Here is a 12,460-nt window from a genome sequence, read left to right as displayed (position 1 = left end):
TTACATTTGGGGCTTGCAAAAGGATCATAATTTAATCAACCAAATAAATTTCAAAAACCTTCATTTTAATGAAGAGTGTTTTTTTATGAAAAAAACTAAAACTAAGTGTACTTATATATTCTACTTATTTACACTTCAAAGGTACTACTGTTTCTCGGGTTTAATTTAAGATATTCGATATATGATTTTTAACTGTAGTTAAGCTGACTTTTACTATCGATGAATGAAAAAATCACATCAGGCATCTATTAAATTGATTCATATGTTTCTACAGTTATGTCTGCTGTAACATCTCCTGTATGTTTTGTTGATAAGGGTTCAAAAAGCAGAATATGTACTTCTTCCTCTGCTATTGGTTTGTGTAAAACACCTTTGGGAACAATATAGAACTCTCCTTCATTAATAGTTACTGACGAATCTTCTAAATCTATTCGTAATTGTCCTTTTATAACCATAAATAATTCATCTTCGTCATCGTGCTTATGGAAAACAAATTCTCCTTTTATTTTAGCTAATAGTACTTGTTGACCATTAAGCTCTGCTATTTTTTTAGGAGACCAATGATCTGAAAACAAATTAAACTTGTCTTTAATATTAATTGCAGCTGACATATTATTATTGATTTTTAGTGTTTTTTAAATTTACAACACTTTCTGTATCTATTCTAGAGACTTCTTTTAATTCACCTTTTTCAAAAAGAGCTGGTAAATCAGCTAATGGAGTTCCTACTTCTGCTTTATAATTAATATAATCTTGGAATAAAATTCCATCTACATTTCTTCTATTATAACTACTTCTAAATCGTACTCCTCCATTATTCACTTTATAATTATAGGCCAAATAATCCATAGTGTGAGTTTTAGTATGTATCCAATAATAGTACTGATCTTCAAAATCTTTACCTCCACCATCTTGATTAAATGTTATTTCAACTACAAAATAGTTCTCTCCTTTTATTACAATTTCTCCTTTGTATTTTTTATTCACAGCACCATCATTCAATTTGTACGGAAGTGTAGCAAAATATACGACTGAATTTAATGCCTCTTTATATCTGGAGTTATCTCTAGGATTTAAGGTTGTCATTTCTCCATTGACTTTTCTAGTCAATTTTCCATTATCTAAAACATCTTCAATCAATTGATTTTCTTTTTGAGTCTTAACTGAGTACTGATAAGTATCTTTAGTATTAGTGAAAGTATATTCTTTTTTTCTGAAGGTAAACTTATAAGAAGCACTATCATATAAAGTACCTCCATGTGCAGTAATTGCTAAATTAACAATCGAATCTCCTTTACTTACAGGAACGTCCTTCTTCTCAATGTTTTTTAATTCTTTATGTTCTTGCTTTTCACTTTTACACGAGACATAGGTAAATACTATTGAAATCAATAGTAAAAGTAAGGTATTAGTTTTCATTTGTTTAAAGTTCTAGTTTGTTAATATGGTGTTTTAACTGTGATAGGTAGTCTTGTTTTTCAAAAAAGCTTACATTTTTTAACAAGGTTTATGTTCTAAAAGTAAAATTTCTACATTAAAAAACCCTCTTAAATCAATCTTTAAGAGGGTTTCAAATTTTATATTGAATTTCTTTATTTCAGAAGGATACTTGAGGCTCCAACTTTTCTATCACCTATATATACGTTAGCTACGTAATTCCCTCTTCTCATTTGATTCTTATCAACTGAAATTAGAGAAACAACACCTATTTGTTGATTTCTATAATCAACTTTTATAGCATCATTACATGCTATATTTGCTTCATTTTTAAGTGCACTCTTTTCAGAAAACACTACCTCTCCTTCATCATCTACTATTTGAATGTAAACATCTCTTTCACCTGGATTAGCAACTACGTTTTCTAACAAATCGAACTTAACTTTAAACGCATCTGTTTTACTAGATCTGGAAGTATTTACATATTTTCCATTTCTTTTTTCTTTAAATGCATTTATAGAAACCCTACCAACCTCTACTTTGGCTACAGTACTAATTTTACTTTTAAGCTCATTTTCTTCTTTTAAAAGAGCTTTCTTCTCGTTAAGTAATGATTCGTGAGTTTTCTTGTGCGCTCTTAGGGTATTTTTAGCAATCTCATTCTTTTGAAGTAACTCTTCATTTTCATTCTGAAGACGATTCGCTTCAATATAAAGATTTCTATTGTCTCTTTCCAATTTTGCTGCTTTCAAAGTATATTTTGCAAGCAAGGCATGGTTAGCTCCTTTGATTTCTTTAATAGAATCCTTAAGGGCAATTATTTTATTAATGCTTGTAATAATTCTCCTTGATAATCCTTTTTTTCGTACTGTGATTTTTTTGTAGTCTGCAATCACTTTATCGAGTTCCTTTTCAAGAATTTGTTTTTCTTTCTTGAATTCTTCTTCTAATTTATTCTGGTTCTTGTTGGTGTTGAAAGAATAAATAACGACTAATACTAAAATAATAATTGGTGAATACTTGTAGAACTTATTCACTGAAGTTTTACTGAAAATTTTCATAATTGGGGAATATGAAGTTGTTATTTATAAAGGTACAAAAAACTTTCTTTTTTTTATAGCATAAATTGTTTTTTCGACAAACAATCTTGAATGATACGACAAATGGTTATGAAAAAGACTAAAGAATTATAAACTAATCTGTAAATATCTTATTTTCGTTCAAAAACCAATATGTTTTTAAATATTCAAGACCTTGTTGCTCAATTTCAATCTTGGGTTTGGGGAATTCCTTTACTAATTCTTTTAATCGGAGGAGGTTTTTTTCTTTTTATCTATTCAGGGTTAGTTCCTTTTCGTTATTTAGGTCATGCTGTAAATATTTTACGAGGCAAATATGATAAACATAATTCTCCTGGAGATTTATCTCACTATGAAGCTTTATCTTCTGCAATTGCTGCTACTGTAGGTATGGGTAATATTAGTGGTGTAGCTATTGCTATTGCTACTGGTGGACCTGGTGCTATTTTTTGGATGTGGGTAAGTGCTTTTGTAGGTATGGCTACTAAGTTTTTTACGTGTAGTTTGTCTATTATGTATAGAGGAAAAGATGAAAAAGGCAATACCAAAGGAGGTCCAATGTACGTAATTACAGAAGGCTTAGGCAAACAATGGAAACCTTTAGCTGTTTTTTTTGCTTCCGCTGGTTTAATAGGAACATTACCCGCCTTTCAGGCCAATCAACTTACTCAAACTTTAGTGGATGTTTTTGATGTAAAAGAAGCTAATATTTTTACAGCCAAACTACTTTTAGGTATTACAATAGCTATTATTACAGCTCTTGTTATTTTTGGTGGAATAAAACGTATTGGAAAAGTGGCAGGAAAGTTAGTTCCTGTTATGGTAGTTATTTACTTACTTACAGTGTGTACGATCCTAATCTTAAAAATTGAAAATATTCCTGCAATGTTTTCATTAATTTTTACCGATGCTTTTTCTGGAAATGCTGTTTTGGGTGGTGCTTTGGGGAGTTTAATTATTACTGGAGTAAAACGCGCCGCTTTCTCTAATGAAGCAGGACTAGGAACTGCTCCAATAATGCATGGAACAGCAAAAACCGATGAACCTATACGAGAAGGTTTAGTAGCCATGCTAGGTCCAGCCATTGATACTTTGTTAGTTTGTACACTTACTGCTCTAGCTATTTTAGCTTCTGGAATATGGAAAGGCTTTGATGGTAACGGAATTTCACTAACACTAACAGCTTTTGATACTGTTTTACCTAGTGGATTAGGTAGCATTATTTTAACCATTTGTGTATTGATATTTGCTTTCTCAACCTTGTTTACCTACTCATTCTATGGATATTCTTGTCTTAGTTTTTTAACGAATTCAAAAATTGGAAGCTATTACAATTATATATACATTGTAACCATTGTTATTGCTTCTATTGTAAAACTGGAATTTGTAATTAACGTAATAGATAGTGGTTATGCTTTAATGGCAATTCCAACGGTACTTTCTACCTTAATTTTAGCACCTAAAGTAAAGAAAGCGGCAAACAAATATTTTTCAGAATTAAAACAGGAAAAGCTTCAAGAAACAACTAACAATAGATAATACTATTATTTTCAAAAACTTACCAACTAACGATTTTGAATAAAAAGCTGATATAGACTTCGTAAAAACAAGTATTGAATTTTAAACAAATCACATTTTAAGTTGCTTATTTTTAAATAATTACCATAGCTTTTTTTAATAAATCTGTATACATTGTAGTTCAATCAAATTTATTCAAACTTCAGCATGGAAACTACAGGTATAAGCAGACGTAATTGGTTAAAAAAAGGAACTTTAACATTGGCTTCAATGGCTTTAATCCCAAATGATATTTGGGCTATGGCTGTAGAAGAAGCTCAGATAAAAAATGCTCCATTTTTATATAACACCCCTAACTCTTTTAATGAATTTACTCCTCCACCCTTTAAGGAACCAGAACTAAAAGCTATTCTTAGAGCAAACGAAAATCCTTATGGTCCGCCTCCTCAAGCCGCTAAAGCTTTTCAAAAAGAAGTATTTCAAGGAAATAGATATGCTTGGAAAACTTTATTTAATCTAATGGATTTAATTGCTCAAAAAGAAAACGTTTCTACAGAACAAATTTTAATGGGTCCTGGATCATCAGATATTCTAGAAAAAGTAGCTATGGTATTATTTCAAAAAGGTGGAGATGTGATAAGTGCAGACCCTAGCTATATGTCATTAATTAATGTGTCTAAATCAGTAGGTGGACAGTGGAAATCATATAAGCTATTACCTGACTTTCAACATGATTTAGATGCAATGGAAGCAGGAATTGATCATAATACTAAATTGGTATACATCTGTAACCCCAATAATCCAACGGGTACTATTACTGATGCTAAAAAATTAAAAGAGTTTTGTAGTCGCGTTTCTAAAAAAGTACCTGTTTTTGTAGATGAAGCCTACATTGAGTTATCGAAAAACGGATTAAAAGATAGTATGGTTAGCTTGGTTAGCGAGGGTAAAAATGTGATGATCGCACGTACATTTTCCAAAATTTATGGAATGGCAGGATTACGCATAGGATATTTAGTAGGTAAAAAAGAAACTGTACAGCAAATTCAAGAAATCACTAGAGGAGGAATGGGAATTACAGGCCCCTCTATACTAGCCGCAACAATAGCGTTAACTGAAGTTGATTTTTTACAAAATTGTAAAGACAAAATTAAAATAGCGAGAGATTATACCAAGACATATTTAGAAGAGAAAAACTATCGCGTAATGCCTTCAGAAACCAATTTCTTAATCTTTGAAATTTCAATGGAAGGTGATAAATTTTTACAGAAAATATATGATAAGAAAGTAGCTGTTCGCGCCTTTAAGTTTTGGGATAAAAATTGGTGTAGAGTAAGTATCGGCACATTGGATGAAATGAAATTATTCACAAAGGCAATGGATGAAATTTTTGCATAAAGCACTATTATCTACATTATGGACAACGCAATAGAGAAATCATTATCTTTCATCATTTTCATTTTGATTGGTATATTTTTGAAGGGAAAATTTGCTAAAAACAATCAGAAAGATGGATTAAAAGCACTAATCTTAAATCTAGCCTTACCAGCAACAATTTTTATCGCTTTGCTAAAAATTAAAATCGATAACAATTTACTTCTTTTACCCTTTTTTACTTTATTCTTTAATGGTATACTATTTTTATTAGCTCCACTTCTACTATCCTATGTTGGGGTTACTAAAAAGTCTTCGTTCAGATCTATACTTTTATTATTACCTTCATTAGCTCCAGGCTTGTCTTGTTTTCCGTTCATTATAGAGTTTTTAGGAGATTCCTACTTAGCTAAAGCTGCTATGGCTGATTTAGGTAATAAATTTTTTGTCTTATTCATATTATATTTAATTGCTATGCAATGGCATAACAGGAGTCAATCTGTACAAAAAGAATCTATGAAGGAAAAAATGACTTCTCTATTTAAAACACTCATTTTAGAACCAGTTAACCTGTTTATTTTTGCCGCTTTGATTCTTTTATATCTAGGAATTAGTATCGATAATTTACCCACTATACTGTATAAAATTCTAAACAGACTAAGTTTTATTATGACGCCAGTTGTCCTTATTTTTATAGGATTAGCTCTCAAATTAAACCGCAAAAGTTTCTTTCAGATTTTATCATTGCTTATGCTCCGTGCTGCAATTTCATTTTTCTTAGTTTTACTAGTAATTCTAATTTTTAATCTTTCAGTGCAGAAAGAAATCCTATTCATCTTAGTATTTTCATTAAGCTCTTGTAGTTTTTGGCCCTTTGCTCATATTTCTACTATTTCATCTAAAGAATCAGCTATTGCTAAACCCAAGAGAACTTTTGACACCTCTGTTGCTTTGTCTGTATTAGCATTATCCTTACCAATATCTGTAATTATGATTCTCACAGTACTTACAAGTGGTGAAACATTTACAGAAGTAACCACGTTATTAATCACAAGTATTTTACTGTTTATTGGAGGGTCTATTTTACCCTTTATGAATTTCTTGCGTAAACACGTACCGTTATACAAAAAAGAACAAAAGGTGATAGTTGCCTCAAATACAGATTTGAATTAATTGTGTAATGTTATTTTGAAAAGTAAAATCGAATACTCTTCCATAGAAGTACACCGCTGATAATAAAAATGATGAGTCCCCACATCCAGTATGTACCAAAGCTATTAGCTGCTATATTTTCTGTATCGGAAGTCATAATAGCACCATGACGCTCGAATTGTTTGGTAAACAAATAATTGAATTGTAAAAAAGTACTTAAAATACATTGCAGACCTAAAAACAACACTGTAATGGTTTCGATCTTCTTATTTTTTAAAAACATGATAATTATAAAACCTACAGCAAAAGCTGTCAGAATTATAATTCCCCATGTAGAACGAATCCAAAGAAGTAAAGATAAAATGATTACACCTGTGAGTATTTTTAAAAGTATGCTTGCATATTTTATTGATTTCGCAGAAATAATTAAAATAGCTCCTGCAATAGCCGGACCTAATAAACCTCCAGCGGCTGTTAAAGCTCTAGCTATTGAAATGGAGAAAAAGCGGTTAGTTACAGTAGAATAAGCTACACCTCCACCATTTTGATAAATCTCTAAATACTTAAACTCTCCTCCTACTAAAATAGCTGTTAGTCCATGTCCCATTTCATGAAACCAAGTACCTAATAATCGAAACGGATATTGCAAATGTGCTAAATCAGGAAGTTGTAACAATAGAAAAATTCCTGCTGCTATGCTAAGTATGGTATAATCGAGTTTTTTTGAGTTCAATGTAAATATTTTTAATTCTTATATCAGATGGAGCACAGTCGAAATCTTAGTTTACACGTTCAATAAATTCTAGACACGTTTTATTTTAAACACAAATTGATTAAGATAAATCCATAATAAAATCTTGTCAGTTCGAGTGATTTTACTGAATGACAATGAGGTAAAATTGTATCGAGAACTATCTATTTTAATTTCCAATAGATCTACTGAGCAATAGTCGAAATATAAAATTTATTTCCACTCTACTCCCACGAGTTTCGCTCGAAATATCATTTTTATTCTCAAACAAGATCCATCTTAACTAGGTATTCTTTTTTTCATTTCTTCTGCTAAAAAAGAATTCGTTCCTCCCTTTTTTTCTAGTTCAGCAATTACATTCAAGTAACTTTCTTTATCCAAACCTTGACTTAATTTAAAAACGGTATCTAAATGTTCCACTTTCATTTCAAAACCTATAATGTGAGGCATCCATTTGTTCGTATAACTTTCTGGTAAATTATCATACACAGTTGGTGAACTTGTATTTCCTCCTTCATGATATAAAGTGAATTCTTTCATAAGAGCCACCAATTGCTCTCCTTCAAAAAAAGAAAGTTTACCCTCTGTATGTACACTCATATAATTCCATGTAGATCCTTTGTTTGAATTTACACACCAAGATGCACTTACATAACCATTCGGCCCAGTGAAAACAGATACTACTTCAGGGTTTTCTAAAAAAGCCTTGCAGTGATCTGTATTTTTCATCATATGACCTAAAAGATATAGATCATCTCCTCTCTTTTTCACTAATAAAGGAATCTGAGTAGACACTATCTTACCTACTGGATTTACTCCTGTAATCAAAGCTAATGGATATTCATTAATAAAAGCAACTATTTCTTCTTGATCAGCTGCTTTGTAAATAGGAATATTATACATATGGTTGAAAATTTACGGTAAAAATATAATCATTTTAGAGTGAAAAGCAATCATTATTATAAACAGATCAAATGGTTTTGAATCTTTGACAAAAAAGTGTTATTACAAATAAAAACTGCAAGTTATTTTTGAGAAACCTTGAAAGCTAAACCTTTATTTATCTAAAACTACCGTTACATGAATATTTTAGAGCATTTAAAAATCGATCTTGAAAATGAACTTAAGAATATTCTTACGTATTGGGAAAAACACACAGTAGATGATGATTTTGGAGGCTTTATTGGGCATATAGATTATCCAAATATTAAAAATAAGCAAGCGCATAAAGGTGTTATTTTAAATACAAGAATTTTGTGGTCTTTCTCGAAAGCATCTAACTACTATAAAGATGATCGATATAAAGATGTCAGTGAGAGAAGCTTTACTTATCTCAAAGAATATTTTAAAGATAATAAGTACGGAGGTGTGTATTGGGAAGTCAATTACAAGGGAACACCTATCAATACAAGAAAGCAAATATATGCTCAAGCCTTTGCCATATATGCACTTTCAGAGTACTACTTATATTCAAAAAATGAAGAAGCAAAAGTATGGGCTAAAGAAATTTTCAAATTTATTGAAGAAAACGCCTTTGATAACAAATACAACGGATATATAGAAGCTTTTGAAGAAAACTGGAGTGCTATAGAAGATATGCGGTTGAGTGAAAAGGATGACAACGCTGCCAAAACAATGAATACGCATTTACACATATTAGAAGCGTATACCAATCTGTATACAATTTATCCTGATGATAGATTAGAAAAGGCTCTTCAAAATTTGATTGCTATTTTTATTGATAAATTTTTATCTGAAGATGGGCATTTACATTTATTTTTTAATGAACAGTGGGAATTAAAAAGTAGCGTTTATTCTTATGGACATGATATAGAAGCTTCTTGGTTACTTTTAGAAGCAGCAAGAGTAATTAAAGCTACAGAAACAATAAAAGAACTAGAGGAAATTGCTGTAAAAATCACAGATCATTTTGTTAAGGTAGCTATAGCGCAAGATGGTGGAGTGATGAATGAAATAGATACTGCAACAGGGCAAGTTGATACTGATAGGCATTGGTGGCAACAAGCCGAGGCAATGGCTGGTTTATATCACACGTATAAAATCACTGAAGACAGTAGATATCTTGATCATCTTTTTAAAATATGGAACTTCATTAAGACCTCTATCATAGACCATACTTATGGAGAATGGTATTGGTTAGTGGATAAAAATGGCCATTTTAATACTGCTCATGAAAAAGTTGGAATGTGGAAATGTCCTTATCATAATACAAGAGCTTGTATTGAAATTATACAATAAACCGCACCTTAAAAAGCGGACTTTGTCATTATTCTTTCAAAGAAAGGCAATAATTGATAAAATAGTATCACCTCTATATTACTTCTAAAATTAATTTTGTTTGGTGTTAAAATTGATAATACAATATTTTTTATTGTTAAATTTTACAAATATCATAAAAATCAACCTTCTGGGTTACCAATATAATTTGATTACTCGAAATGTATGGTCCTCATAAAAGATTCAACCAATGCAAAAATTAAAACTTAGTGAAAAAATAGGGTATGGATTTGGAGATTTTGCATCTTCTATGTTCTGGAAATTATTTACCATGTATTTACTCTTTTTTTACACCGATGTTTTTGGAATTTCTGCTGCCGTTGTAGGTACAATGTTTTTAGTAACTAGAGTTTTCGACGGACTAAATGACCCAATAATGGGAGCCATTGCTGATAGAACCAATACAAAATGGGGAAAATTTAGACCGTATTTGTTATGGATGGCCATTCCCTTTGCTTTTGTAGGTGTATTAACGTTCTCTACTCCTGATTTATCTACTAGTGGTAAAATAGTGTATGCCTATATCACATACACCTTAATGATGATTGTGTATACTTCAATAAATATCCCTTACGCTTCTCTTTTGGGAGTTATAACTTCTAATATTAAAGAGCGAACTTCATTAGCTAGTTACCGATTTATATTTGCTTTTGCTGGAAGTATCTTGGTTTTAGCGCTAGCAGAGCCTTTAGTTAGTGTTTTTAGCAAACAAGGAAATGTAGAAAATCAAGCTATTGGGTGGCAATATACTGTTACCATTTTTGGAATTATAGCTACGTTGTTTTTTTTAGGAACTTTTTACTTAACCAAGGAGCGTATAAAACCTCCAAAAGCACAAAAAACAGATCTAAAAACTGATTTAAAAGATCTTGCCAAAAACAAACCTTGGTTTATTTTATTAGGCGCTGGTGTTTGTGCTCTCATATTTAACTCACTCAGAGATGGGGCTACCATCTATTATTTTAAATATTACTTTATAAGTCAAAATGCTTTTAAACTTCCTTTGCTAGATATAAACATCACGTACAGTACTTTATATTTAGTATTAGGTCAAGCAGCAAATATTGTAGGTGTAATTTTAGCAAAACCAATATCCGCTAAATTGGGTAAAAAAACGACCTTTTTTATGGCTATGGTACTGGCCTGTGTATTTAGTTGTATTTTCTTTTGGTTTAAAGAAAATCACCTTCAATTTATCTTCATTTTTCAATTTTTAATCAGTGCCTGCGCTGGAATTATTTTTCCGTTACTATGGTCTATGTATGCGGATATTGCTGATTATTCTGAATGGAAAACAGGGAGAAGAGCAACAGGACTTATTTTCTCATCTTCTTCAATGTCTCAAAAAATGGGTTGGACTTTAGGAGGAGCGCTCACAGGATGGATGTTAGCATATTATGGTTTTGAAGCTAATGTAGTGCAAACAGAAAATGCAAAATTTGGTATTCGGATGATGCTGAGTTTTATTCCAGCTATTGGAGCAATAGGATCAGCAATCTTTATTTATTTCTACAAATTAGACGATCAGTTTATTCAAAAAATTAATACAGAATTAACCCAAAGAAGGGAATTAGAAAATTAGTACACTATGACCACAAAATCAATTTCTAAAACAAAATTGAGATTAAAAAATTTACTCAAATCTCATGAAACGTTATTGTTACAAAAGAATAGTCCAATCGCAAAATATAACGGAATTTATCAACGGTATAAAAATCCTATTATTACCGCTGACCATGTTCCCATTCATTGGCGCTACGATTTAAACCTAGAAACCAATCCAATGCTGCAAGAGCGTATTGGCGTAAACGCAACGTTTAATGCAGGGGCAATGAAGTGGAATGACAGTTATGTGGTTTGTGTAAGAGTAGAAGGATACGATCGTAAATCGTTCTTTGCTATTGCTGAAAGCCCTAATGGACTTGATAATTTTAGATTTTGGGATACTCCTATAGCATTACCAGAAACGGAAAATCCAGATACTAATGTGTACGATATGCGTTTAATAGCGCATGAAGATGGTTGGATTTACGGTATTTTTTGCTCTGAACGTAAAGACCCGAAAGCACCTAAAGGAGATACTTCTAGTGCCGTAGCGAGTGCAGGAATAGCTAGAACAAAAGATTTAATAAATTGGGAGCGACTTCCTGATTTGGTAACCCCATCTGACCAGCAAAGAAACGTAGTTTTACATCCTGAATTTGTAAACGGAAAGTATTGTTTATATACACGTCCGCAAGATGGTTTTATTGAAACTGGATCCGGAGGAGGCGTTGGTATTGGTTATACGGATTCTATGGAAAAAGCGATTATTACTGAAGAAACGGTGATTTTCAATAAAAAATACCATACGGTTTACGAGCTTAAAAATGGACTAGGACCTGCTCCTATTAAAACAGAAGAAGGTTGGCTACATTTAGCACATGGTGTACGAAATACAGCAGCCGGTTTACGCTATGTTTTGTATGTATTGATGACCCATTTAGACGATATTACCAAAGTAAAATATCAACCTGCAGGATATTTTATGGCACCAAATGATGAAGAAATAGTGGGTGATGTAAGCAACGTACTTTTTTCAAATGGGTGGATTCATAATGAAGAAGATGATAGTGTATATATTTATTATGCTTCTTCTGATGTGCGCATGCATGTAGCGGTATCTTCTATAGCCGCATTAATAGACTACTGTAAAAATACTCCTGAAGATCATTACAGAAGTAGCACCTCAGTACAATCAATTCTAAAACTAATTGAACATAACAAGCCCTTTTTATAATTTTTAATACCCTAATACAAAAGGTGGTTAGACGAGTGCTAACCACCTTTTATTAATGTGGATTCAATATAA

The 12,460-nt window shown here is 31.5% G+C and carries 11 protein-coding genes; 6 read left to right on the top strand and 5 right to left on the bottom strand.

Annotation, left to right across the window (positions count from 1 at the left end; all coding sequences use genetic code 11):
- Window positions 1-248: 248 nt before the first annotated feature.
- The 3 genes from BVC87_RS06160 to BVC87_RS06150 all read right to left on the bottom strand — a co-directional run bounded on the left by BVC87_RS06160 (window position 249) and on the right by BVC87_RS06150 (window position 2,498).
- Window positions 249-611 (bottom strand): cupin domain-containing protein, encoded by a 363-nt coding sequence (locus BVC87_RS06160; RefSeq protein ID WP_075341481.1) that lies wholly within the window; start codon window positions 609-611, stop codon window positions 249-251.
- A gap of 4 nt (window positions 612-615) precedes the next feature.
- Window positions 616-1,419 carry a DUF6503 family protein gene (locus BVC87_RS06155; RefSeq protein ID WP_075341480.1) on the bottom strand — a complete coding sequence of 268 codons (804 nt, stop codon included), beginning with the start codon at window positions 1,417-1,419 and terminating at the stop codon, window positions 616-618.
- A gap of 173 nt (window positions 1,420-1,592) precedes the next feature.
- The gene (locus tag BVC87_RS06150; RefSeq protein ID WP_075341479.1) at window positions 1,593-2,498 is read right to left on the bottom strand and encodes a hypothetical protein; all 906 of its coding nucleotides are present in this window, start codon (window positions 2,496-2,498) and stop codon (window positions 1,593-1,595) included.
- Between the two features lie 171 nt (window positions 2,499-2,669).
- Between BVC87_RS06150 and BVC87_RS06145 the strand changes: the two genes are divergently transcribed.
- From BVC87_RS06145 to BVC87_RS06135, 3 genes are all read left to right on the top strand, one after another.
- Complete coding sequence (locus tag BVC87_RS06145) at window positions 2,670-4,055, top strand: alanine/glycine:cation symporter family protein (RefSeq protein ID WP_075341478.1); 1,386 nt, start codon at window positions 2,670-2,672, stop codon at window positions 4,053-4,055.
- Window positions 4,056-4,241: 186 nt separating this feature from the next.
- Window positions 4,242-5,432, top strand: coding sequence for a pyridoxal phosphate-dependent aminotransferase (locus BVC87_RS06140; RefSeq protein ID WP_075341477.1), 1,191 nt, complete (start codon window positions 4,242-4,244; stop codon window positions 5,430-5,432).
- An 18-nt stretch (window positions 5,433-5,450) separates the two neighbouring features.
- Complete coding sequence (locus tag BVC87_RS06135; protein WP_075341476.1) at window positions 5,451-6,581, top strand: AEC family transporter; 1,131 nt, start codon at window positions 5,451-5,453, stop codon at window positions 6,579-6,581.
- A 10-nt stretch (window positions 6,582-6,591) separates the two neighbouring features.
- Here the strand turns inward: BVC87_RS06135 and BVC87_RS06130 are convergent, their stop codons facing one another.
- Complete coding sequence (locus BVC87_RS06130) at window positions 6,592-7,293, bottom strand: M50 family metallopeptidase (protein WP_083629313.1); 702 nt, start codon at window positions 7,291-7,293, stop codon at window positions 6,592-6,594.
- Window positions 7,294-7,590: 297 nt separating this feature from the next.
- Window positions 7,591-8,214: an FMN-binding negative transcriptional regulator gene (locus BVC87_RS06125; RefSeq protein ID WP_075341474.1), complete on the bottom strand. Its 624-nt coding sequence runs from the start codon at window positions 8,212-8,214 to the stop codon at window positions 7,591-7,593.
- A gap of 177 nt (window positions 8,215-8,391) precedes the next feature.
- Between BVC87_RS06125 and BVC87_RS06120 the strand changes: the two genes are divergently transcribed.
- The 3 genes from BVC87_RS06120 to BVC87_RS06110 all read left to right on the top strand — a co-directional run bounded on the left by BVC87_RS06120 (window position 8,392) and on the right by BVC87_RS06110 (window position 12,388).
- Window positions 8,392-9,570 (top strand): AGE family epimerase/isomerase, encoded by a 1,179-nt coding sequence (locus tag BVC87_RS06120; protein ID WP_075341473.1) that lies wholly within the window; start codon window positions 8,392-8,394, stop codon window positions 9,568-9,570.
- A gap of 229 nt (window positions 9,571-9,799) precedes the next feature.
- Complete coding sequence (locus BVC87_RS06115; protein WP_075341472.1) at window positions 9,800-11,191, top strand: MFS transporter; 1,392 nt, start codon at window positions 9,800-9,802, stop codon at window positions 11,189-11,191.
- A gap of 6 nt (window positions 11,192-11,197) precedes the next feature.
- Window positions 11,198-12,388 (top strand): glycoside hydrolase family 130 protein, encoded by a 1,191-nt coding sequence (locus BVC87_RS06110; protein ID WP_075341471.1) that lies wholly within the window; start codon window positions 11,198-11,200, stop codon window positions 12,386-12,388.
- Window positions 12,389-12,460: the final 72 nt, after the last annotated feature.

Origin of the sequence: Tenacibaculum agarivorans, from assembly GCF_001936575.1 — a bacterium.
Lineage (GTDB): Bacteria > Bacteroidota > Bacteroidia > Flavobacteriales > Flavobacteriaceae > Polaribacter > Polaribacter agarivorans.
Note: the sequence above shows the minus strand (reverse complement) of the source record. Positions and strands in the feature narration are given on the sequence as shown.

What these genes read in the sequence shown, in the direction of transcription:
- BVC87_RS06115 (WP_075341472.1), top strand. Translation starts at nt 9,800, where the DNA reads ATGCAAAAATTAAAACTTAGTGAAAAAATAGGGTATGGATTTGGAGAT.
- BVC87_RS06110 (WP_075341471.1), top strand. Translation starts at nt 11,198, where the DNA reads ATGACCACAAAATCAATTTCTAAAACAAAATTGAGATTAAAAAATTTA.
- BVC87_RS06120 (WP_075341473.1), top strand. Translation starts at nt 8,392, where the DNA reads ATGAATATTTTAGAGCATTTAAAAATCGATCTTGAAAATGAACTTAAG.
- BVC87_RS06155 (WP_075341480.1), bottom strand. Translation starts at nt 1,419, where the DNA reads ATGAAAACTAATACCTTACTTTTACTATTGATTTCAATAGTATTTACC.
- BVC87_RS06150 (WP_075341479.1), bottom strand. Translation starts at nt 2,498, where the DNA reads ATGAAAATTTTCAGTAAAACTTCAGTGAATAAGTTCTACAAGTATTCA.
- BVC87_RS06160 (WP_075341481.1), bottom strand. Translation starts at nt 611, where the DNA reads ATGTCAGCTGCAATTAATATTAAAGACAAGTTTAATTTGTTTTCAGAT.
- BVC87_RS06135 (WP_075341476.1), top strand. Translation starts at nt 5,451, where the DNA reads ATGGACAACGCAATAGAGAAATCATTATCTTTCATCATTTTCATTTTG.
- BVC87_RS06145 (WP_075341478.1), top strand. Translation starts at nt 2,670, where the DNA reads ATGTTTTTAAATATTCAAGACCTTGTTGCTCAATTTCAATCTTGGGTT.
- BVC87_RS06140 (WP_075341477.1), top strand. Translation starts at nt 4,242, where the DNA reads ATGGAAACTACAGGTATAAGCAGACGTAATTGGTTAAAAAAAGGAACT.
- BVC87_RS06125 (WP_075341474.1), bottom strand. Translation starts at nt 8,214, where the DNA reads ATGTATAATATTCCTATTTACAAAGCAGCTGATCAAGAAGAAATAGTT.